General features: G+C 33.1%; 14 protein-coding genes. 4 read left to right on the forward strand and 10 right to left on the reverse strand.

Annotated features, from left to right (window positions below; all coding sequences use genetic code 11):
- Positions 1 to 43 precede the first annotated feature (43 nt).
- The 10 genes from B4E95_RS00410 to B4E95_RS00455 form a co-directional block, all read right to left on the reverse strand.
- On the reverse strand, positions 44 to 1,645 hold the full coding sequence (locus B4E95_RS00410) for a class I SAM-dependent methyltransferase (RefSeq protein WP_291089016.1): 1,602 nt from the start codon (positions 1,643 to 1,645) through the stop codon (positions 44 to 46).
- A gap of 126 nt (positions 1,646 to 1,771) precedes the next feature.
- On the reverse strand, positions 1,772 to 2,383 hold the full coding sequence (locus B4E95_RS00415; RefSeq protein ID WP_291050761.1) for a PepSY-like domain-containing protein: 612 nt from the start codon (positions 2,381 to 2,383) through the stop codon (positions 1,772 to 1,774).
- Between the two features lie 79 nt (positions 2,384 to 2,462).
- Complete coding sequence (locus tag B4E95_RS00420; RefSeq protein WP_291050758.1) at positions 2,463 to 3,851, reverse strand: alpha-amylase family glycosyl hydrolase; 1,389 nt, start codon at positions 3,849 to 3,851, stop codon at positions 2,463 to 2,465.
- Positions 3,852 to 3,876: 25 nt separating this feature from the next.
- Positions 3,877 to 5,532, reverse strand: a complete 1,656-nt coding sequence (locus B4E95_RS00425; protein ID WP_291089019.1) for an alpha-amylase family glycosyl hydrolase — start codon at positions 5,530 to 5,532, stop codon at positions 3,877 to 3,879.
- 69 nt (positions 5,533 to 5,601) lie between these two features.
- Complete coding sequence (locus B4E95_RS00430) at positions 5,602 to 7,779, reverse strand: glycoside hydrolase family 97 protein (RefSeq protein WP_291089022.1); 2,178 nt, start codon at positions 7,777 to 7,779, stop codon at positions 5,602 to 5,604.
- A 364-nt stretch (positions 7,780 to 8,143) separates the two neighbouring features.
- Positions 8,144 to 9,997, reverse strand: coding sequence for a glycoside hydrolase family 13 protein (locus B4E95_RS00435; protein WP_291089025.1), 1,854 nt, complete (start codon positions 9,995 to 9,997; stop codon positions 8,144 to 8,146).
- Between the two features lie 277 nt (positions 9,998 to 10,274).
- Positions 10,275 to 12,572, reverse strand: a complete 2,298-nt coding sequence (locus B4E95_RS00440) for a glycoside hydrolase family 65 protein (RefSeq protein ID WP_291089028.1) — start codon at positions 12,570 to 12,572, stop codon at positions 10,275 to 10,277.
- 27 nt (positions 12,573 to 12,599) lie between these two features.
- Positions 12,600 to 13,256 (reverse strand): beta-phosphoglucomutase, encoded by a 657-nt coding sequence (pgmB, locus tag B4E95_RS00445; protein WP_221853995.1) that lies wholly within the window; start codon positions 13,254 to 13,256, stop codon positions 12,600 to 12,602.
- 5 nt (positions 13,257 to 13,261) lie between these two features.
- A complete protein-coding gene (locus B4E95_RS00450; protein WP_286495101.1) occupies positions 13,262 to 14,608 on the reverse strand; it encodes an MFS transporter in 1,347 nt (448 codons plus the stop codon).
- 162 nt (positions 14,609 to 14,770) lie between these two features.
- Positions 14,771 to 15,790: a LacI family DNA-binding transcriptional regulator gene (locus tag B4E95_RS00455; RefSeq protein ID WP_291063859.1), complete on the reverse strand. Its 1,020-nt coding sequence runs from the start codon at positions 15,788 to 15,790 to the stop codon at positions 14,771 to 14,773.
- Between the two features lie 221 nt (positions 15,791 to 16,011).
- On the opposite strand from B4E95_RS00455, the gene B4E95_RS00460 reads away from it, so the two are divergent.
- From B4E95_RS00460 to B4E95_RS00475, 4 genes are all read left to right on the forward strand, one after another.
- A complete protein-coding gene (locus B4E95_RS00460) occupies positions 16,012 to 18,930 on the forward strand; it encodes a SusC/RagA family TonB-linked outer membrane protein (RefSeq protein WP_291089031.1) in 2,919 nt (972 codons plus the stop codon).
- A 10-nt stretch (positions 18,931 to 18,940) separates the two neighbouring features.
- Positions 18,941 to 20,581, forward strand: a complete 1,641-nt coding sequence (locus tag B4E95_RS00465; RefSeq protein WP_291089034.1) for a RagB/SusD family nutrient uptake outer membrane protein — start codon at positions 18,941 to 18,943, stop codon at positions 20,579 to 20,581.
- 1 nt (position 20,582) lies between these two features.
- Entirely contained in the window at positions 20,583 to 21,611 is a 1,029-nt protein-coding gene (locus B4E95_RS00470) for a SusE domain-containing protein (RefSeq protein ID WP_291089037.1), read from the forward strand.
- A gap of 88 nt (positions 21,612 to 21,699) precedes the next feature.
- Entirely contained in the window at positions 21,700 to 24,504 is a 2,805-nt protein-coding gene (locus tag B4E95_RS00475) for an alpha-amylase family glycosyl hydrolase (protein WP_291089040.1), read from the forward strand.
- The last annotated feature ends 232 nt before the right edge of the window (positions 24,505 to 24,736 follow it).

The raw sequence follows: 24,736 nt of genomic DNA on the forward strand, positions 1-24,736 counted from the left end.
CTTTTGAGACAGCCTCTTTTTGATTTAATATATCTTTTAAATATTATCGTTTCAAAAGATTGATACTAACAGTTGCCAATTCACTGTTTGGATATTTTTTGAACAATGTTTTATCTGGAACTAAACCAGTTTCTTGACAAATTCGATGAAAAACATCGACTTCTACAATATATTGATCCGAAAATCCATGCGTTGCATCATACGCTGTTGCAGGTGTATTTCCTAAATTCTCCGCCGTTAAATCTGGAGCAATCGTATGTAATTCGATCAATAACAAACCAAATTTATCTACATAAGGTGCCCATTTTTTGAGATGATTCAATAAATTTTGTTCCACATCATTATTTGACAATCGTTTTCCTCTAAATGCAAAAGCTCCAGTAGAAGCACTAATTCGATTTGTTTTGACATCTTCTACATCTTCCCAAATTCGATTATGATCTAAAAATGTTCTAATGTTTAATAAATCACTCAACTCTATTGAATAATCATTTTTCAAATCTGTTGCCAAACGATCTGGATCACCAATATCGCCCCAAATCACTTTTGCCCAAATATCATTTTTAATTAAATTGGCACGCGTTACTTTCAACGCTGCTTGATTATAATCTGCACCAACCAAAAAAAGTGGATATTCGTCGAGATGTTTTCCGCGTAAAGTTTGACGTTCTATCACATCATACAAATGTTGCAAAAGCGCTCCATTCCCGCATCCCATATCCAAAATCCCTTTCGGTTGCTCTTCTATCGGGCGATTAAAAATATCTACAATAAACTCATTAATCACCTTGAAATAAGTGGAATGCGCTCCTCCACTACCCCAAACATTCATTTCGCGATTCACATGTTGCTCATCTTCACCATCGGTAATTTCACGCAATTTTGTTGGTGAACCGAAAAGCAAATCATTCAACTTCCCAAACATTGGCAAATAAGAAACTGTAACGCCATACGATGTTGCACGACGCGCAAAAAACAGTCCTATTTCGGTGAATTTATAGTTTTTTTCGTGTTTTGTAAACCAACCTAATTCGGTTAATCGTTCCAAAATTTTCTCGAACGTTTGTGGATTTTTGTGAAATTCATCTGGATTGAAAGAAGCTTCCATAAAGTATTTATGAAACAAACCGCTCATTCCCATTCGCACAATAATTGGCCCAACTAAAACGCCTTCGATATGTTTGGTAATTTGATAATGCAAAGGTTTTTCAAGAAACTCTTCGTCATCAGCAGTAATCAAATAGATTTTATATTTATCAAATAATTTGATCCATTTTTTGCAAAATTCATCCGAAAAATCATGTTGATTGATGACTTCATCTTCTGCTAAAAAAACAGCTAAATCGTGGTAAATATCAATATTAGTAAATGCTCTATCTGAATATTTATTGGTTTGAATCTCGACGCTATTTTCTGCATTATTCACTGAATATTCTAACATATTCTGCGAAGCCAACACACGCAAAGCAACATTTAGATAACCTTCGTTTGCCTGAAATTCGTTTGTCAATTCTTCTAACTGTATAGTTTTACGCTCGACGATATAATGCAAAGCTCCTTTTTTAGCCAAAGCACTTAATACCGGAGCCGTTACCAAACCATCGAGATGTCTAAAAATTAACGATCTCAAATATTTTTTATCCATTTTGGTTGATTTTTTCTACTATAAATATATTGAAAATTGCGAGATGTTGATGTGAAGGTTATTGTAAAATTTTAAAAATAGAAATAAAAAAACCTCATCTATTGACAAGGTTTTTGATGTATGTGATTAATCAATTTTTATAAAATTACCATTCAAATCAAATTTCAAATCGACATTATTTTGTAATAATTCAACTTTTATTTCTTTATCTTTTGTATCCATTTCAATTGATTTCGCATCAATTTTAGGATATTTAGTTTGAAGATATTTTTGAATATTATCTGGGAAAAATTTAATCGGAATCGCTTTTCCTAAACCATTTTTCACCTCTTTCCAATCACCATTATCTGTAAATTCTATTTTTGTTCCGTCTTTTAACTGAATATTATATGTTGTGATATTGCGTTCAACTTCTTTTATCGCATTCACAAACTCCATATTACCAAAGTTTTTCGAAACAAAATTTTGTGCATTAATAGGTAAACTATTTGCTGAAATCACCGTTTCATTTGGATCAATATTTACCGTTTTTTGTTGACCATTATCTTGTAAAACCTCATAAGTATTTTGTGAAGTCGATGACTCTGGATGATTCGCAATATCACTTTCCGAAACAATTGGCTGTTCTGCAACTTCAGATTTACTTGTGATAACTTCTGAGTTTTCTGTTTTCTTCGATTCACACGAAGAGAAAACTAAGCTTAAAATGACTGCTGTTGATAAAATTATTTTTCTCATGATTTGGATTTTAAACGTTTATCAACAAGCATTATACCATAAAAAAAGCTGATTAAAAATTTAACCAGCTTTTAAGAATTTATTTTTTCTTCTGAACTAAAATCAGGTATTCCCAAGGTTTTAATTTCAGTTTTGTTGTTGCATCAAATGTCACATCTTCGTTGTTCATAAAGTTTTTGTACACACCATTAATTGGAACTATAATTTCTTTATTTGCTTTCGTAAAATTCGCAATAAAATAAGCTTCTGTCGTATTTTTATGACGTTTGAACGCTAAGATAGATTTATCATCAGATGTTTTCAAACGTTCGTAAGAAGCCGCTTTTTTCGCTCCATTAAATGCTTCATTTGTGATTTTAAGTTCTCCTAACTTTTCATAAACGCCACGCATTTTTGCTGTTGGATTACGATCAATAGAATCTTTGACAAAGAATTTTAAACGACGATTAAAATCTTCTTCTTGTCCATTATAAATCAATGGAATTCCAGGTAAAGTATACGTTAATGCAGCAAATGTTTCGACCGCATCACCCATTCTTTCGTACTCAGTTCCAGCCCAAGAATTTTCGTCATGATTTGATGTGAATAATAATTTATAATCGTCCGCTTGCCATTTTTTCGGAATCGAATCCATGTACGCATCAATCGCAGAAACATTCTTTTTACCTTTTGCAATATCATTCATGATATGATGAATTTCCCAACCATAAGCAGCATCAAATGCATTATTTGCTAATAAATCTGGTTTCTCTGTTTCACCTAACATAAAAATTTCGCGACCTTTTGCCAATTGAGGTTTTGCTTCGTTCCAAAAATCTGTTGGAACTTCGTGCGCCATATCACAACGGAAACCATCAATTTTGAAATCATCTAACCAATATTTCATATCGGCAATCATCTGTTTGCGCATTTCTTTGTTATCGAAATTTAACGCCACAACATCCGACCAATCGTAAGGAGAATGCATTTTCCCGTTCTTATCTTGTTCGTACCAATCAGGATGTTGTTTTACCCAAGGATGATCCCAAGCCGTGTGATTCGCAACCCAATCCAAAATCACATAGATTCCGTTTTTGTGCGCTTCATCAACCAATTTCTTAAAATCTTCGGCATTTCCAAATTCTGGATTGATTCCTCTATAATCTTTGATCGAATAATACGAACCTAAACCTTCTTTTCGATTTTCTTCTCCAATTGGGTAAATGGGCATAATCCAAAGGATTTTAACCCCTAATTTCTTGATATTCGAAATCTCTTTTGTAACCGCTGCAAAAGTTCCTTCTGGTGAAAACTGACGAACATTCACTTCATAAATCACAGAAGTTTCTGCCATATCAGCCGTAAAAGGCAAAATGCTTTGTTCTTTCCTTTCAGTTTTAACGTCTTCTGACTTTGTTTCTTTTTTGCTTTCACAACTTGTTAAAAACAAAGTTGTCATCAAGGTTAAACCAACTATTTTTTTTATCATTTTTCTTCTATTACTTCTCAAAAAACTAATTCACTTTTTCCAATAATACAATATTGGAAGTCGTATTCAATTCTAAATTTCCGTTCACAACTTTTCCAGAAAAACCTGAATAAGCATCGCGAACTTTGGTACCATCTTTCCAAACAGAACTTACATTAATTGTTTTTTTTCCAATTGGCATTTCCAATCCAATCACCACTTCGTCTGTCTTATATTTTCTTGTAAAAATATACGGAGAATTTTGCAAATCTGTTTGATTTCCTGCTCCAACCGCTGGATGATTTCGTCTAAATTGTCCTAATTTTTGGTAATGATTCAATAATGATTCCGTTTCTGAATTTGGTTTAATATCTTCCCAGTTCATATTCGAACGAAGATTTGCATCTCCATCAACACCTTCAATCTCTAACGGACGAGCCGTTTCGTCTCCATAATAAATTTGCGAAATCCCTGGCGCCAATAACAATCGAGTTCCTGCATCCCAAGTATTTTGACGATTTTTATCAAAAGGCGAACCGTCATCGTGCGAGGTAATGTAGCTCATCACAGACTTTCCTTTCATCTTCTTTTGAAGAATATCATTGTATCGATCAAAAACAGTTTGATTAGATTCTTTTTGAGTTGAACGCAAATCAAAATTGATTAACGCATCAAATCCATTCTCGAAATAATTAACCGTTTTATCAGGAAAATTATATTGCTGACCATCATTAATCGAATATCCATAAACTTCTCCTAACAAGAAAAACTTATTTTGATCCAATACTTTTATAGGATTATTCGCTTTATATTCAGCAAACGCATCTTGACAAATTTCTTCGAATTTCTTCCAAACATTTTCTTCCGTATGTTTCACCGTATCGACACGATAACCATCAATTCCGTACTTACGAATATAGTCTGAAAGCCATTTCATGATATAATATTTCGGTGCTTTTGGAAGATTATATTTCGCGAAAAAAGCATTCAATTCAGCAACTTCTTTGTCTAAACGACCTTCTTGCGACCATTTTGCTAACAATTGCGGGGGCAACATCACATCATTTTCTGATTCCGTTAAAATGTCTGGAAGATTTTTTACCAACGTACATTCAATCGTCGTTTTGTAAGACTCATAAGTACATTGTGGCGAAACACGAACCCAATCAGCAGGAAACACACCATCCGAATTTGTAACTGGACCTGTGTGATTAATCACCGCGTCCAACATAATACGAATGCCTTTCGCATGTGCTTTGTCTACTAATTCCTGTAACTCTTTTTCAGTTCCCCAGTTTTTATCAATCGACGTCCAATCTTTTGTCCAATAACCGTGAAATCCATATGTTTTTCCTTGTCCTTCATCAACATATCCATGAATTTGCTCCACAATCGGTGTCATCCAAATCGCATTAACTCCTAAATCTGAAAAATAATTATCTTCGATTTTATTGATTACCCCACGAAAATCTCCTCCTTCAAAACCTCTTAATTTAGATGTTTTAGCAGTTCTCCCGTAATTAACATCATTCTTTTTATCTCCATTCTCGAAACGATCGGTCAATAAAAAATAAATATTTGCACCATTCCAAACAAATAGTTGTTTTTCTGAATGATTTGTCTGCGTAGCTTGTGTTGTTGTTTTTGAACAAGAGCTTAAAAACAATGAAGCTATTCCTAACGTGAAAAGTATTTTTTTCATACTAAAAAGTTTTGAGTAGTAAGTTTTGAGTATTGAGTAACAAGTTTCTCAATACTCATCACTCATTACTTATTTAATTTCTTTGATACTAATTGCAAAACCTCCACCAGCTTGAGATGTTAAATCTAAAACAGATTTTGAATCAACCTTTTTTGTTTCAATTTTATAGGCTTGTGGATTTGTTTTGTAATGCGCATCTTTTGCATCTGCATAAATTTTCGCTTCGTATTTTTTTCCTTTATCTAAGAAATCTAATTTAATTTTTGTTGAACGAGGCGTTTCACCATTTACATTTCCAACAAACCAATTGTTCGAATTTTTATCTTTACGCGCAATTGTTAAATATCTTCCTGGTTCAGCTTCCAAATAATTAGAATCTTGCCAATCTACAGGCACATCTTTGATGAATTGAAATGCATCAGAAAATTGTTTGTAATGCTCGATAATATCAGCAGCCATTTGTAAAGGAGAATACATTGTCACGTATAAAGCCAACTGATTTGCAATCGTAGAATTAACGTGAGAATGATTGTTTGGATTTAATTTTTTCACATCCATTTCGAAAATACCAGGCGTGTAATCCATTGGTCCACCTAATAGACGTGTGAAAGGTAAAACCGTTACGTGATTTGGTTTAGAACCACCGAAAGCTTGGTATTCTGTTCCACGTGCAGATTCGTTTCCAATTAAATTTGGCCATGTACGCGCAACTCCTGTAGGACGAACCGCTTCGTGTGCATTAACCATTATTTTATAATCAGCCGCTTTTTCGATTGCATATTGATAATGATTAATTGTATTTTGGCTGTAATGATAATCTCCACGAGGAACAATATCACCAACATATCCACTTTTTACTGATGTATAACCATTATCGTTCATGAATTTATATGCTTTATCCAAATGTCTTTCGTAATTACGAATTGATCCCGAAGTTTCGTGATGCATCATAATTTTTACACCTTTTGATTTTGCGTAAGCATTTAACATTTTCACATCAAAATCTGGATAAGGCGTTACAAAATCGAACACGTAATCTTTATGATTACCAAACCAATCTTCCCAACCTTCGTTCCATCCTTCTACTAAAACAGCATCAAATCCATTTTCTGCAGCAAAATCAATGTATTCTTTTACACGCTCGTTATTTGCACCATGTTTTCCGTTTGGTTTCGCATTTTTATAATCGGTTATACCTAATTGTACTGTGGGGAAATCGTCTGTATAAGCCCAAGAGCTTTTTCCTGTAATCATTTCCCACCAAACTCCAACGTACTTTACAGGTTTGATCCAAGAAGTATCTTTAATTTTTGAAGGTTCATTTAAATTATAAATTATTTGCGGCCCTTTAAATGCAACTTCTCTTGCATCATCGCTCGCAATAATTGTACGCCAAGGCGTATTAAAAGGTGCTTGTAGATATCCTTTATCGCCCAAAGCATCAGGAGTCAACCACGATTCGAATGTTAATGTTTTATCATCTAAATTCAAACTCATTGCAGGATAGTTAATCAACGCAGCTTCATGTAAATTGATGTAAAGTCCGTTTGTTGCTTTCATCATCAAAGCTGTTTGTACACCTGTTTTTGAGAAAGATTGTTGAGATGCATTTCCAATATAGGCTTTATCAAATAATCCCCTAATTTCTGATAATTTAGATTCCGTGTAATCGTATTCTTGCGTATCGTAATCGCCAGGAATCCAAAAAGCTGTGTGATCTCCCGCCATTGCGAATTGCGAATGCTCTTCTTTGATGACAAAATATTTTAAGTTCTTTTGTTCTGGAAACTCGTAACGGAAACCTAATCCTTCATTAAACAAACGAAAACGAATAATCATTTGTCGATCTGTATTTGGTTGAGAAACCGTCACCGCTAATTCGTTAAAATTATTTCTAATCTTGTCTACTTCTCCCCAAACTGGTTTCCAAGTTTCGTCGAATGTTGACGTTTTAGTATCAATAATTTTGAAACCTGAAAAAAAGTTTGCGATGTCTTTTGCGCGTTCATCTTCTACACGATCTTGAACGGCAAAATCCATTTCTTTATGTTTCGTTTTAAACTCAAATCCTAAATGACTTGGTTTTACAACATCTTTTCCTTTGTACTTTAACTGATAGGTAGGTTTTCCATCTTTAGATAAAGAGAAATCCATCACAAAATTTCCATTTGGAGATTTCAACTCTTGTCCATAAACCATATTCATCATCGCGATTCCTAACCCTAGTATAAACTTAAAGTTTTTCATATTTCTTGTTTTTGTTTTATTGTCTGTTTTATGCTTTACGCCTAATGCTTAAAGCAATAAATTTCTTGTCAAGCTGAACTTGTTTCAGCTTATCATCCTCTACTTTATGTGATCCTGATATGAATTCAGGATGACTTTTATATTTCATTCATTTTTGTCTTGACACAAAAACGAATCAAAAAAGTCAAGGCCGTAAATCTATTTGACTAAAAATTTAAACCGTTTCGAGAATGATTTAAAAATTTGCTATCGCTCATTAAATCATTTTTACTCTTCACTTATTAAATTTTATTAACATCATAGATTTAATGCCATTTTTAAATACATTTTCAGAATAAACTTAGAACGTAGAACTTAAAACCTACTACTTTTTAAGTTCAATAATCATCGAAGATTTACCATCAATTATGATTTCTCCGTTTATATTGATTGGTAAAACTTTGTCTGAAATAATATCTTTTCCAGAAGTAAATCCGTTTAATGATTCTGCAAAACGATCTAATTTGAACGTCTGTTTTTCTGGATTTGCATTCAAAATAACCATTACAGATTCGGTATCATTGTATCTAAAATAAACGTAAACATTACTCTGTGGCATATAATGCTTCGTTTTTCCTGAATGAATAACTTCTTTATTTTTTCGCCAATTGAAAAGTTTTGCTGTAAAATCATGAAACGTTTTTTGCTCCGCAGTTCTTCCTTCATTTATAAAAGCCGATTGCTTATCTGACTTCCAACCACCAGGAAAATCTTGTCGAATTGCTGCATCACCTTTACTTTTATCTCCTCGCATCCCGATTTCAGAACCGTAATATACTTGAGGAATTCCACGAACAGTCGAAATTAAGGACAAACCAAGTTTGTAATCATTCACATCTCCATTCATCACTTCATTCCAACGCTCTGTATCGTGATTTTCCATAAATACAAACATATTATTGACATTTGGATACAAGAAATCATTGGTAAATGAATTATATAATTTGATCATTCCTTTGTCCCACGATTCCTCTTCCTTGATTGCTTTTGGCAATTCTGAGAACAATGGAAAATCCATTACCGAAGGTAAATACGAATTATAATTATCGATTTCAGCAATTTTAGAATCTTTTTGCCAATACGAAATATGCGCAGGTGAATACATCCAAGCTTCTCCAACTACATTGAAATTTGGATATTCTGTCGTAATTGCTTTTACCCATTTTGCCATTCCTTCTTTATCATTATATGGATATGTATCGACACGCATTCCACCTAATTCAGCATATTCTATCCACCAAATTGCATTTTGCGTCAGATAATTTAGCACCAACGGATTTGATTGATTCATATCTGGCATTGTATAATCAAACCAACCATTCAACGCTTCTTTTTTGTCTACTTCTGCCGCGTTTTTATCAAATTGGGTTGTTGTACGATAATTGGAACGACGAAAACCATCTTTTCCTCCAGGAAATTTGTGAATCCAATCTTGCGAAGGCAAATCCTGAATCATCCAATGCGAAATTCCCCAATGATTTGTCACATAATCTTGAATCAACATCATTCCTCGTTGATTTAATTTTTGTGATAATTCGCGATAATCTTCATTGCTTCCGTAACGTCCATCAATCTTATAAAAATCAGTTTGTGCATAGCCGTGATACGAATGTTGTTTTTCGTTATCTTCATTAACAGGCGTTAACCAAACCGCTGTTGCACCAAGATTTTGTAAATAATCTAAATTGTTGATGATTCCTCGCAAATCCCCACCATGACGACCATCTGGAATAGAACGATTGGCTTTATCTGTTAATTCTTTCTTCGAATCGTTGCTTTCATCACCATTTGCGAAACGATCTGGCATAATCAAATACACCATATCTTTTGATGTAAAAGATGCTCGATTTGCAGAATTTGGTTGACGATTTTTTAATTCATATGTATACGAATCAACAATTTTATTTTTGTTTTTGATGTTAATTTTGAATGATGATTTGTTTACTTCATTCGTATTAATCGTTACAAAAACATAATTTGGATTTTCAGTTTTCTGTAAATTTTGAATTTTTACATTATCCGATAATTCAATATTGTATTTACTAATATCTTTTCCATAAACCAGAATTTGAACTTCTGGATTTTTCATTCCTTTCCACCAAAACATTGGCTCCACTTTTTGAATTTGTGCAAAAGCAAATGTTGATAGGAAAGATGATAATAATAGTATTTTTTTCATGTTTTTTGTTTTTTTGATACCTCGACAAGCTCTGTATGAAATTTACTTTACTACATTAATGAAATTGTCATTCAGAGTTTATCAAAGAATCTTTTTTAAATTCTCTGTCCAGCTGAACTTGTTTCAGCTTCTCATTCTCTGCTTCATTTGATCCTGAAATGAGTTCAAGATGACTTTTTTAAAATAGGTTTTCAGAATAAACTTAGAACTTAAAACGTACTACTCTAAATAAAAATACCCTGAAAACCGAAGCCTTCAAGGTATTAGATTCCCTTTATTAAATCGAAGGCTGAACAACTAATTTCTGGTCGAAAACATAAACCTCTAACGGTTCTGTTCCTTCCAATTCAAATGTTGTTTCTCCTTTATTTACAATAACTTTTAGGATTTGATGACGGAAATTTACTTTAAATGTAAAACCTTCCCATTGTTCTGGTAAACGCGGCTCAAAATACAATTGATCGTTTTTCACACGCATTCCACCAAATCCTTCTACAATCGACATCCAAGTTCCTGCCATAGATGTGATGTGTAATCCTTCGTGAACTTCTTTGTTATAATCATCTAAATCTAAACGAGAAGTTCTCAAATAAAATGTATACGCTTGCTCCATTCTCCCCAACGTTGCCGCTTGGATAGAGTGAACACAAGGTGATAATGATGATTCGTGAACTGTTAATGGTTCGTAAAAATCAAAATGTTTTTCTAATTGATCTTTTGAGAATTGATCTTCAAAATAATAGAACGATTGTAAAACGTCAGCTTGTTTGATGTAAGCCGAACGTAAAATTCTGTCCCAAGACCATTTTTGATTAATTGGACGTTCTTCTTTTGGTAATTCAGAAACAGGTGTTAAATCTTTATCCAAGAAACCATCTTGCTGTAAATAAATTCCTAATTCTTCGCTAAAAGGAAAATAAATATTCGATGCAACTTCTTTCATCTCTGCTAATTCAGCATCAGTAATATTTCTCTTTGCAGCGATACGAGCAAAATCTTCTGGATAATTTGTTTTGACATTTTCAACTTGTTCCAACAAATAATTCATACACCATTGTGCACAATAATTAGAATGGAAATTGTTGTTAACGTTATTTTCGTATTCGTTAGGTCCCGTAACACCTAACATCACATATTGTTTTTTCTCGTTTGACCAATTCACACGCTGTTTCCAAAAACGTGCAATTCCTAATAAAACTTCTAAACCAGCTTCAGGAATGTAGGTTTGATCTCCCGTAAAACGAACATAATTGTAAATCGCAAATGCAATCGCTCCGTTTCGGTGAATTTCCTCGAATGTAATTTCCCATTCGTTGTGGCATTCTTCACCATTCATCGTAACCATCGGATACAAAGCTGCTCCTTTGTTGAAACCTAATTTCTCTCCATTTTCAATCGCTTTATCCAATTGATTAAAACGATACATTAATAAGTTTCGCGCAACTTCTTGATTTTTTGTTACCATATAAAATGGCAAACAATACGCTTCTGTATCCCAATAGGTAGAACCTCCGTATTTCTCTCCTGTAAAGCCTTTTGGACCGATATTTAAACGCGCATCTTTTCCAGAATACGTTTGATTTAATTGAAAAATATTAAAACGAATACCTTGTTGCGCTTTTGTATCACCTTCTATCGTGATATCAGCCATTTCCCAAATCTTTGCCCAAGCTTCTTTTTGGTTTATTAACAATTGTTCATAACCTTGTTCATTTGCTTGAGATAATACATTTTCGGCAACGTTAATTAATTCATTTTTAGGATGATTTGTCGAAACCACATAACCTCCAAATTTCTCAATTGTTGTTGTATCATTCGCTTTTACCTCAACTTCGTATGTAAATTCTACTTTCGTTTCAGTATTAACAGCATTTGTTGGCGCGATTTGTTGATAACTTCCATTTACTAAGATTTTATTCTGCATAAATGTTACCACTTCAAAATGAGTTTTGAACGTACGCGCTTGAACGAAACCTTGCTCACCTTTAATTTCAGAAGAAATTGGTTCCCAGAAAATCTCTTCCCAATTAGCATCTTCATTCTTTACAGCTGCATCAACATAAGGTTTGAAGACAATTTTCGCATCACCATTGATTGGTTTGATGTCATATTTAATTGCTCCTAATTCATCTAAATTAGCAGAAAGAAAACGTCGAACAAAAACCTCAATTTCTAATCCTGAAGGTAAAATCGCAATAAATGAACGATCCAATAAACCTTCTTTCATATTCAATTCGCGACGGAAATTTTTAACTTCTTTACAAGTGTTTAAATCAAATTTTTCACCGTTAATTTCGATGTCAATTCCAATCCAAACTGGCGCATTTAATACTTTTGCAAAATATTCTGGATAACCGTTTTTCCACCATCCCACTTTTGTCTTGTCAGGATAATAAACGCCGGCAATATAGCTTCCTTGAAATGTATCACCTGAATAAAATTCTTCGAAATTGGCACGTTGTCCCATTGCTCCATTACCAATAGAAAATAAACTTTCAGACGATTTTACACGATCTTTTTCAAACCCTTCTTCGATAATTGACCACGCATTCGGGATGATATAATCTTGATTCATTTTGTTAGTTGTATGTAGTTTGTATAATTATTGATTGATTAATTCGACCAAGAAATCCTCTGAGATTTCAGTAAAATTTTTAAAGTTGTATTTCGCTTCATTCAAAACCGAAGCTTCTCCAATTCCGATGCTTGTCATTCCTGCTACATTTGCTGCTTCAATTCCTGCAACAGAATCTTCAAATACAATTGAATTTTCGTTTGTTTGATTCGCTTTTTTCGCTCCAACGATAAAAACTTCTGGATCTGGTTTTGCGTTAGAAACATCGTTTCCATCTACGATATCATCGAAATAATTTAGAATATTAACTTTCTCTAAAATTGGACGTGCATTTTTAGAAGCTGATCCCAAAATAATTGGTTGATTGTTTTCTTTTAGAAAGTTTAAAACGTCCATAACGCCTGGTAAAATTTCAGAATCGTCCATCTTATCGATGTATTCTAAATATTCTTTGTTCTTCTGAATTAACCATTCGTTTTTCTGCTCATCAGAAGCTTCAACATTTCCCAATCCAAGAATAATTTCTAATGATCGCACACGAGAAACACCTTTCAATAATTCGTTATGTTCGTGCGTAAAATCGATGTTTAGATTATTCGCTAATTTTTTCCATGCTAAATAATGGTACTTTGCAGTGTCGACGATGACACCATCTAAATCAAAAATAAATGCTTTAGTTTTCAAAATGATTATGCTTTGATTGGTTCATCCACATCTTTTACGCGCGTTACAAAAAGTGCTGCAATAATTAGCGCAACACCGCTGGTAACAATGGCGTAGATTGGATTATCGTGATATAAATATTTTACAATTGGACCGCCCAAAAGAGCGTTGATGATTTGAGGCATACAAATGAAGAAATTGAAAATTCCCATGTAAACACCCATTTTTTTCGCTGGAATTGCTCCCGCTAAAATTGCATAAGGCATCGATAAGATACTTGCCCAAGCGATTCCTACTCCGATCATGGAAAGGATTAATAATTTTGGATCGTGAATAAAATAGATTGAAATTAATCCTAATCCTCCACAAATTAATGAAATAGCATGTGTTGTTTTTCGACCAAATTTTAAGGCTATTGCTGGTAAAAAGAAGGCGAATATTGCAGAAATTCCGTTGTAAACTCCGAAGATAATTCCAACCCAATCCCCTGCTTTTTGGTACGTTTCTGAATGTGTATCATTCAAAGACAAACCGTACACATGATGAGCGATTGCAGGCGTAGCAAATACCCACATACCGAATAATGCAAACCACGTAAAGAACTGTACTAAACCTAATTGTTTCATCGTTTTTGGCATATTCCCAAAATCGGTAAAAATCTGTGTTAAGCTTGCTTTTTCTTCAACAATTGGTTCTCTACCTTCTGCTTTTTCGAAAGCGTCTAATTCTTCTGGCGAATATTCTTTTGTTGTAAAAATGGTAATTAAAACGGTTACAATAATTGCAATTGCTCCAATAATGAATGATAAAATTAAGTGAAACGGAACTTCTCCTTCCGCTGCAATACTTGAAACACCAAACCAGTTGCTCAAAATATAAGGCAACCACGAACCGACAACAGCTCCTAAACCAATAATTACAGTTTGAATTGAATATCCTAATGTACGTTGATCCGAAGGCAACATATCTGCTACAAATGCACGCATCGGTTCCATCGCGATATTGAATGAAGCATCCATTATCATCAAGAATCCAGCACCCATCCATAATGCAGGCATCAATGCCGTAAATGCACCTGCTTGTGGCATTAAGATTAATCCGAAAGAAGCCAATAAAGCTCCTACTAAAAAGTATGGTTTTCTTCGTCCAAATTTAGACCAAGTATTATCTGAATAATGACCAATAATAGGTTGAACAATCAATCCCATTAGCGGTGCAACAATCCAAAACCAAGACAATTCGTGCACATCGGCACCAAATGAACTTAGAATACGGCTCGCATTTGCGTTTTGCAAGGCGAAACCCATTTGAACTCCTAGATATCCGAAACTTAAATTCCAGATTTCAAGAAATCCTAATCTACGCTTTCCCATTATCGTAATTTTTTTATGTATTTTACGATAAGCGTTTTATGCTTATCAAAACTATATTTTTGTAATTTGAGAAGTAAAAATATGTTTTGATTTGTTTACAATGTTAAAACTTTTTTTTGGGATTATTGCAACTGTAACAATTATTTAACCAAAAAAAACTTACTAAATCGTTGTAGTTTCTCTGTGTAATAATTCTGTTCCGACAACTTCGGTAATGTAATGCTCGTGCTCGTTTTCTGACTCTAATTTTTGAATCAATAAACGCGCTGCAATCTCACCCATTTTGAATGCATTTTGTTTGACTGTAGAAATGCTTGGAATTGAGTTCTTGGAAATTACACCATCTGTAAAAGCTATTAAATGTAATTCTTCTGGCACTTTGATTCCTTTTTTAAGTGCTGCTCTCAACACTTTTACGGCATATAATTCATTTACTGCCATTACTGCATCAAAATTATTTTTTTCGAAAAATTCATCAATCATAGTGTCCAACTGACTCTCGTCTTCTACACGCAAAATCAAGTTTTCGTCAACTTCAATTCCATTCGCTTCCAACGTTCTTTTATATCCTTCGGTTCTTAAGCGTCCAACACTTATATAATCTGGCGTTGTGATAAAACCGATTTTCTTGCGTTCTTTACTTATAAAATACTGAATTGCTTCTTGTGTCGCAAGTACATCATCAATAATCACTTTATCAGTATAAACCTCACGCGTTACACGGTCGAACATCACAACTGGCATTCCTTGGTTGATGATTTCTTTGATATGATGATAATCTTTTTTGGCTTGAGTTTCTTTCGAAAGAGAAATCACAAATCCGTCTATACTACCCGCTGCAAGCATCTCCATATTAATCACTTCACGTTCGTACGACTCATTTGACAAACATATTAAGACATTATAACCATATTGATTGGCTAAATTTTCGATTCCACTAATTACCATCGCAAAAAAATCGTGAACGATTTCGGGAATAATCACGGCAATGGTTTTCGTTTTACGATTCTTTAGACTTAATGCTATATTATTCGGTTTGTAGTTGTATAATTTTGCAAATGCCTGAATCTTTTGTTTCGTTACAGCACTAATCTCTTCGCTATTTTTCAACGCCTTAGAAACCGTTGATATCGAAACATCTAACTCTTTTGCAATCTGTTTTAATGTCAAATTCTTTTTCATAATCTTCTTTCTACCTTAACCATCAATCTTATTCTACTAATTTCCGTCTTTTTTATTAAAAATTAACATGCTATAACAATTAATTTAATTATTTATTAACACGAAAACGTTTTCGTTTAACTAGTTAGTGTATTACATACACAATCAATCAATTAAACAACTTATATTTGGTAATGAGAAGTAAAAATATAAATTAATTAACGAAACAAAACGAAAAATATATGAGGATTTTAAAACAATCTCTTCTAGCATTAGTTTTATCAAGCCCTGCTATTTTATCTGCACAAACTGCGATAAAAGGAACAGTACAAGATAGCGCTAATAACACGGTTTTAGCTGGTGCAGATGTTTCGAACATCACAACAGGAGAATCGACAGTTTCTGATGAAAAAGGAAATTTTACATTAGAAGCGAACGATGGTGATATAATTGTTATCAGTTTTTTTGGTTATGACGATCAAGAAATAACTTTTGCGGGACAAACGCAATTACAACTTCGTATGTCTAAAACGACAGAAAACTTGAAAGAAGTTGTTGTAATTGGATATGGTACAGCAAAAAAAGAAGATGTTACAGGTTCTGTAAATCAATTAAATTCAGAAGATTTCAACAAAGGATCAATCACTTCTGCGCAAGAATTAATGACAGGGAAAATCGCTGGTGTTGTGGTAACATCTGCTGGTGGAGCTCCTGGTGACGGTCAAAACATTATCATTCGTGGTAATAGTTCGTTATCATTAAACTCTCAACCATTATATGTAGTTGATGGTGTTCCTTTATCTGAAGTAAATATTGGAGGTTCTCGAAATCCTTTGGATTTCTTAAATCCTAACGACATCGAAACGATGACTATTTTGAAAGATGCTTCTGCAACTGCCATTTATGGTTCTCGAGCTGCGAATGGTGTTGTAATGATTACAACTAAAAAAGGAAAAGGAAAAAAATTCAAATTTAGTTATAATTCTACCACATCTATATATCAGCCTGAAGGTTATATAGACATGATGAATGCAAATCAGTTCCGTGAATTGGTAAAATCTGTTGGAACAACTGATGATGTAGCTAAACTAGGAAATGCAAATACAGATTGGCAAAAAGAAATTTATAGAACTGCTATAGGTTTTGATCATAGCCTTAGTGCAATGGGAAACATTGGAGGAAACATGCCTTCTCGTTTTTCTGTATCGAATACAAATCAAGATGGTATTTTGAAAGGAGATAATGTTAATCGTACAACTGCATCTTTTAATCTTAATCCTTCGTTATTAGATAATCACTTAAAATTTGATTTTAACGCAAGAGGATCATACATTGAAAATGATTTTGCTAATCGTGATGCAATTGGTGCAGCTCTAGAATATGATCCAACTCAATCAGTTTATTCAGGTAATTCATTATTTGGTGGTTATCACACTTGGACTTCTGGAAATATAAAAAATGGTTTAGCTCCAACAAACCCAGTTGCGTTAATCAATGAAGTTGGTGATACATCAGAAGTTCGTCGTTTTGTAGGAAATGCTAAAATGGACTATAAATTACATTTCTTACCATCTGTAACTGCTACGGTTAATGTTGGTTATGATATTTCTAATGCAAATGGACGTAAAGTAACTACAGAGAATTTACCCTCATCGGAGCAAAATTGGGATGGATCAAAAACAACGTTCAGTGCTCAATTTTATAATAAATTACTTGACGCTTATTTAACTTTCAACAAAGATTTCGGAAAACATAATGTAAATGTTGTTGCTGGTTATGGATATCAATATTTTAATACATATAATCATAGTTACGATAGTGAATTAGAACAAAAAGGTAATCCAGAATTTGAATTTGTAGATCGCGATCATTCTACTTTGTTATCATATTATGGACGTGTAAATTATAATTTCGATAATCGATATATTTTAACAGGTACGTTACGTGCAGATGCATCTTCTAAATTAAACCCTAATAATCGTTGGGGATATTTCCCTTCTGTTGCAGTTGCTTGGAATATTTCGAATGAAGAGTTCTTAAAAGGTAATTCAACTGTTAGTGATTTGAAATTACGTGTAGGTTATGGAGAAGTTGGAAACGTAAACGGATTAGGAAATTTCCAATTCTTAACGCGTTATAAAGTTTCTCAATCAACTGCTTATTATCAATTTGGTTCTACATTTTATCAAACATATAGACCAGATCCGCTAAGTGAAAATCTAAAATGGGAAATTTCGAGTACATTAAATGTTGGTGTTGACTATGCGTTATTTAGAAATCGTATTTATGGTAGCTTAGATATCTATCAAAAGAAAACGAAAGATTTAATTGCGAAAGTATACGTAGATCCATTTACTAACTTTGGAAGTATGATCGATAAAAATATCGGTGATATGGAAAATAAAGGTGTTGAATTTAGCATCAATGCTGATATTATTAAAACAAAAGACATTGATTGGTCATTTGGATACAATATTGCGTATAATGATAATAAAATTAAAAACCTGTCAACTGATAACCTAGTTGGAGGAATTGACGGAGGAACAGGAAATAACATTCAAATTCATAGAGAAGGTTATACTCCATATAGTTTCTATGTGTACAAGCAAATTTACGATGTAAACGGAAAACCAATCGAAGGAGCTTACGAAGATTTAAACAAAGATGGAATCATCAATGATAAAGATCGTTATATTCACAAAAGTCCATATGCAGATATCACAATGGGATTCAATACATTTTTCCGATATAAAAATTGGGACTTATCAGCAACAGCCCGTGCAAGTTTAGGGAATTATGCTTATAATAATGTTGCTTCTGCAAAAGGATATAGTGCGAAAGCTACAGGTAATGGGCAAAACTATTTATCTAATGTACATACTGATTACTATAATGCAGGTTTCTCAACTATTACAAATACTAATTTATTGAGTGATTATTACGTACAAGATGCATCTTTCTTCCGAATTGATAACATTACATTAGGTTATAATTTAAAACAAGCCATCAAAGGAATGGATGTTCGTCTTTACGGAGCTGTTCAAAATGTTGCTGTATTTACAAATTATAATGGATTAGATCCTGAGATGTTTGGAGGAATTGATAACAGATTTTATCCTCGTCCACGAACATTTGTCTTTGGTTTAAATGTTAATTTCTAAGAAAACAACAATGAAAAAATTTAAAATTTCAACATATTTATTAGCTGCAATTTTTGCATTCTCTATTTCTTCGTGTCAAGATGATTTGGATTTAAAACCAAATGATCCAGATATTTTTACACAGTTTGATGTATTCAAAGATGCTGCAACTGCAAAATCTGCTTTAGCAAAAGTCTATGCTTCTTTAGCTTTAACAGGAGTGAAAGGTCCTGCAGGAGATCCAAATCTTGGCGAGCCAGATATTGTTGGTATAGACGAAGGAGCTTCTCAATACACGCGTTTATTATTTAATGTAAATGTTTTACCTACAGACGAAGCCATTATTGGTTGGGGAGATGTTGGTGTTCCAGATATGCATGCAATATCTTGGAGTGCAAGTAACCCTTTTGTTGAGGCTATGTATTACAGATTAGCCCAAACCGTTTCATTCTCAAATTCCTACATTAAGAATGCTGAAACGTTAGCTCAAACATCTGAAGAAGTTAAGCAATATATTGCTGAAGCACGTTTTATTAGAGCATATGCTTATTATAGTTTAATGGACTTTTATGGAAACGTACCATTGGTAACAGAAATTACATCAGAATTACCAACACAGAGTAATCGTCAAGAAATATTTTCTTTCATCGAGTCTGAGTTAAAAGCAATTGATACTGACTTAGCAAATAGTCGCTCAAATGAATATAGTCGAGTAGATAAAACAGCTGCACAAGCCTTGTTATCTCGTTTATATTTAAATGCAGAAACTTGGATTGGTCAAGCAAAATACACAGAAGCCATCACATATTCTAATCAGGTAATACAATCTGGTTATAAAATTAACACAAATGATGTTAACAAAAATGGCTCTGCATATGATGAATTATTTCTTGGAGACAATGATACAAATGGTGCACAAGAAGAGGCTATTTTTGTTTTAAATTTTGATGGAAATTATTCTAAAACATATGGAGGCTCAACATTTTTGATTAAAGCAGCTATTGGAGGAAAAATGCAACATGATAATTATGGTGTTAATGAAGGCTGGGGAGGTATTCGTTCAACAAAAGCATTAGTTAACCAGTTCTCAAACTCTATTTCGGAAACTAATTCCGAAGGGAATCCTATCGCATGGAAAGATAAGCGTGCAATGTTTTTTACAGATGGACAAAGTTATGAAATTGAAAGTGTAAGTACTTTTGCTCAAGGATATGCAGTTCAGAAATTCTCTAATATAAAATCAAATGGAACAGCAGGAAATGATCCTTCTGCTGTATTTGCTGATACTGATGTTCCTGTAATTCGTTTAGCTGAAATCTATTTAAACTATGCTGAAGCTGTTTTACGTGGAGGAACTGGTGGTGATCGTGCAACTGCATTGAATTTAGTTAATCAATTAAGAACTCGTGCATACGGAAATACATCAGGTAATATTACTGACGGACAATTAAACTTAGATTTCATTTTAGCTGAAAGATCAAGAGAATTGTATTGGGAAGGAACACGTAGAACGGATTTAATTCGTTTCAGTAAGTTTACAAATAATTACAATTGGCCTTGGAAAGGGGGCGTTCAAAACGGAACTTCTGTAGATGCAACAAGAAGCCTTTATCCAATTCCATTTAATGTAATTACAATCAACAAAAATTTAACTCAAAATCCAGGTTACTAAGATGAAAAATTTTATAAAATATATTTCGTTAGCTTGTGCGAGTATTTTTGCCTTAAGCGCATGTAACGATGATGAAGATATCATCAAATTAGATCCCTCAAATTTTGTTGCACCGAAAGTAGAAACACCTGCTTCATCAACAATTAAATTATTAGAAGAAAATGCTGCAAATACAGCAATGACATTTAATTGGAGTGCCGCAAATTATGGAACAAATACTCCTCCTAAATATGAATTACAAATTGATGTAAAAGGAGATAATTTTGAAAATCATCAAGTTCTTACTTCAACTTCAACATTAACAGCTGATGTTACCGTAAAAGAATTGAATTTAGCAGTTATTGCTTTAGGATTAGAACCTTTTAAAGAAGGAGAAATAGAATATCGTATTGTCTCTACAGTTGGTACTCCTGGTTCTCAACAGTTAATTTCTAATGTCAATATATTAAAAATAACGCCATATCCAACAGATTTATCTACAAATTGGGGTGTTGTTGGTTCTGCTACTCCTAACGGTTGGGACGGGCCAGATGTTCAATTTTGGAAAACTGATGTTACAAATGTATTTGTAGCGTATACAGATTTAAAAGCTGGTGAAATCAAATTCCGTCAAGACAACAAATGGGAGTTAGATTATGGTGGATCTAATGGTAAACTTGAAAAAGGAGGTAAAAACATCGCAGTAGATGCCGGTACTTACAAGATAACTATGGACTTAACAAATCTAACTTATAAATTAGATAACTATTCTTGGGGATTAGTAGGTGACGCTACAGCAAACGGATGGGAAGGTCCAGACCAAAAATTATTTTATGATGGTACTTTAGATGCTTGGACTATTACTACAACATTAAAAGATGGAGAATTTAAATTCCGTTTAAATAATGATCCTAGTTACGCTGTTAACTTTGGAGGTTCTGATACAGAAGGTACTTTAAAAGAAGGAGGTGCTAACATCAAAATAAAAGCTGGGAAATATAAAATCACAGCTAATTTCAACAAGAAAACTTATACAGTAGAAGCTCAATAAAATTTTTTCTCATCAACAAATAATTTTTTAAAAGCCATTAAAATTCAATTACGTTTTTTAATGGCTTTTTTCTAAAACTACACAAAACATGAAAAACATTCTATCTATTTTAATGCTTTTAATGGTAATATCTTTTACCAAAGCACAAATTACAACAACTCCTTCACCACCCGAAGCAAACCAAGCAGTTGTAATAAACTTCGATAAAACAGGAACAGGTCTTGCCAATTATTCAGGAGATATTTATGCGCATACAGGCGTAACTATTGATGGAAAACAATGGGAAAATATAATTGAAAGTTGGGGAAATAATACCACTCAACCCAAATTAACTTTCGTTTCTGGATCAACCTACAAATTAGAAATCCCTACATCTATTTATCAATTCTATGGAGTTGATACTTCTAAAAATATTACAGCAATAGATGTTGTTTTTAGAAGTGCAGATGGAAAACAACAAACTACGAATCTTTCTATTTCGGTAGGTTCTTTCAAAGTTACTTTAACTAATCCGCTCGAAAATTCAATTACAAATGTTTCTTCAGGATCAAGTTTTAACATCAAAGCGATAGCTACAAAATCTGCTAATTGGACATTATCTGCTAACGGAACTCAAATTGATGCATTAAATAATTCAACATCTTTTGATAAAAATTATACCATTTCACAAAATCAGAATTACACGTTGAGTGCTACTTTTAATGGTCAAACAATAAGCAAATCTTTTACAGTTAATATCAAACCAACAGTGAAAGATGTAGCTATTCCATCTAATTTACATGAAGGAATTAATTATTTGAATAATGATTTTACAAAAGCATATTTGGTTTTATACGCTCCACAAAAAGAGTTCATTCATGTAATCGGAAGTTTCAATAATTGGCAACTTTCTGATCAATATGTGATGAATCGAGATACAACTAACAAGGATTTATATTGGATTGAATTATCTAATCTTAAAGCTAATGAAATCTATACGTTTCAATATCGAACAAGTGATGGAATCAAAACTGCAGATCCTTATTCAACATTAGTCTTATCGCCTTATGACGATCCGTATATTACCGCAGCAACTTACCCAAATATGCCTGTATATCCTACTGGACAACAATTTGAAGTTTCGGTTTTACAAACAAATCAAGCAAAATACAATTGGAAAGTTTCAAATTTCAATCGCCCAAATAAAGAGAATTTGATGATTTACGAATTATTAATTCGTGATTTCAATTCGACAAAAACATGGCAATCTTTAATTGATGATTTTGATTATTTCAAAAAATTAAACATCAACGCAATCGAAGTTATGCCCGTAATGGAGTTTGAAGGAAATATTTCTTGGGGTTATAATACAGCTTATCATCTTGCTTTGGATAAAGCTTATGGACCAGCAGATAAAATGAAAGAGTTCATCGATTTGTGTCATCAAAATGGAATTTCAATCATTTTAGATGTTGCTTTAAATCATGTTTATGGTCGATCTCCGTTGGTTAGAATGTGGATGAATGATCCCGACAATGATGGTTTTGGAGAACCAACTACTACAAATCCTTATGTTAATCAAACCTCAAAACATAGTTACAATGTTGGATACGATTTAAATCATCAATTAACACCAACTCAAAATTATGTACAACGTACATTAAAACATTGGATTGAAGAGTTCAAAATTGATGGATTTAGATGGGATTTAACAAAAGGATTTACACAAAATTGTACACCTTCTGATGAAACTTGTACAAACGGATATCAGGCTGATCGTGTAGCAATTTTAAAAAAATATGCAGATATGCAATGGACAATTGATCCGAATTCCTACATCATTTTTGAACATTTAGGAAATAATGGTTCAGCACAAGAGGAAACAGAATGGGCGAATTATCGCATTAACGAAGGTAAAGGAATTATGCTTTGGGGTAAAGCGACTAATAATTTTAATCAAAATACAATGGGATATGCTTCGGATAGTAACTTTGATTGGTTGAAGCATACTGTAAAAGGTTTTACGAAAAAACATTTGGTTGCCTACGCAGAAAGTCATGATGAAGAAAGAATGATGTACAAGAATTTACAATATGGTGCATCAGCAGGAACTTATAATGTAAAAGATTTAAAAACTTCTTTAGAAAGACAAAAAGCTTTAGGTGCCGTTCTATTTACGATTCCTGGTCCTAAAATGTTGTGGCAATTTGGAGAATTAGGATATGATTATTCGATCAATCATTGCGAAGATGGAACAAATAATGACGGATGTCGCACCAATCCAAAACCTATTCCAAGCGAAATTGGTTACTTAACAAATGCCGATAGAAAATCTGTTTATGAAGTTTGGTCAAAAATTATTGGTCTTAAATTAAACAACAAAGTTTTCGAAACTGATAATTATACAATTACATCTGGAGATTTAAAACCGCGTATTCAGATTACAAATAATTTATTATCGTCGTCTGATTTATATGAGGTAATTGTTATTGCAAACTTCACAACAAGCACTCAAGCAATTGCGCCACTTTTTCCATTTACAGGAAATTGGTACAATTTGATGGACGAAACAACGCTGAATGTCACCAATACAAATTCATCATTTACAGTTAATCTAAATCCAGGTGAATTTAGAATTTTCGGGAATGCAAAAGCAAATTTATCAACAGATAATATTGAGGTTAATTCAGAAAAAATCTCTGTAACTCCAAATCCAGTTTCTTCCTCTTTTTCATTAAATATTAATTCAGAAAAAGTAAAAATTTATGATTTATCAGGAAAGTTGGTCAAAGAATTTTCAGGAAAATTTTCAGCAATACATCAATTTAACATCAAAGAATTACCAAAAGGTATTTACATTCTTGACATTGAAGCTAAAAATCGAAAATCGTCGGCGAAACTGATTAAAAATTAATTTTAAAAAAAGCCATTAAAATTCGTTTTGATGGCTTTTCATTTTCACAAATCGTTGAAAAATCAATAACTTGTCGGTTAATTTACACCATGACAAAAAAGAAAAATTCTACTTGCCATTTTTTCCTTCGCTTATACGCTGGGATTTGCCCAAACCAACAAACAAGTTTTATTTACAATCAAAAATCAATCGGATGTCAAATGTTATCGCATTCCGAGTATCATTACATCAG

This window comes from Empedobacter sp. UBA7494, from assembly GCF_002478465.1.
Lineage (GTDB): Bacteria > Bacteroidota > Bacteroidia > Flavobacteriales > Weeksellaceae > Empedobacter > Empedobacter falsenii_B.

Excerpts from the sequence above, each read along its gene's own strand:
- B4E95_RS00410 (WP_291089016.1), bottom strand. The coding sequence starts at position 1,645 with ATGGATAAAAAATATTTGAGATCGTTAATTTTTAGACATCTCGATGGT.
- B4E95_RS00415 (WP_291050761.1), bottom strand. The coding sequence starts at position 2,383 with ATGAGAAAAATAATTTTATCAACAGCAGTCATTTTAAGCTTAGTTTTC.
- B4E95_RS00420 (WP_291050758.1), bottom strand. The coding sequence starts at position 3,851 with ATGATAAAAAAAATAGTTGGTTTAACCTTGATGACAACTTTGTTTTTA.
- B4E95_RS00425 (WP_291089019.1), bottom strand. The coding sequence starts at position 5,532 with ATGAAAAAAATACTTTTCACGTTAGGAATAGCTTCATTGTTTTTAAGC.
- B4E95_RS00430 (WP_291089022.1), bottom strand. The coding sequence starts at position 7,779 with ATGAAAAACTTTAAGTTTATACTAGGGTTAGGAATCGCGATGATGAAT.
- B4E95_RS00435 (WP_291089025.1), bottom strand. The coding sequence starts at position 9,997 with ATGAAAAAAATACTATTATTATCATCTTTCCTATCAACATTTGCTTTT.
- B4E95_RS00440 (WP_291089028.1), bottom strand. The coding sequence starts at position 12,572 with ATGAATCAAGATTATATCATCCCGAATGCGTGGTCAATTATCGAAGAA.
- B4E95_RS00450 (WP_286495101.1), bottom strand. The coding sequence starts at position 14,608 with ATGGGAAAGCGTAGATTAGGATTTCTTGAAATCTGGAATTTAAGTTTC.
- B4E95_RS00455 (WP_291063859.1), bottom strand. The coding sequence starts at position 15,790 with ATGAAAAAGAATTTGACATTAAAACAGATTGCAAAAGAGTTAGATGTT.
- B4E95_RS00460 (WP_291089031.1), top strand. The coding sequence starts at position 16,012 with ATGAGGATTTTAAAACAATCTCTTCTAGCATTAGTTTTATCAAGCCCT.
- B4E95_RS00465 (WP_291089034.1), top strand. The coding sequence starts at position 18,941 with ATGAAAAAATTTAAAATTTCAACATATTTATTAGCTGCAATTTTTGCA.
- B4E95_RS00470 (WP_291089037.1), top strand. The coding sequence starts at position 20,583 with ATGAAAAATTTTATAAAATATATTTCGTTAGCTTGTGCGAGTATTTTT.
- B4E95_RS00475 (WP_291089040.1), top strand. The coding sequence starts at position 21,700 with ATGAAAAACATTCTATCTATTTTAATGCTTTTAATGGTAATATCTTTT.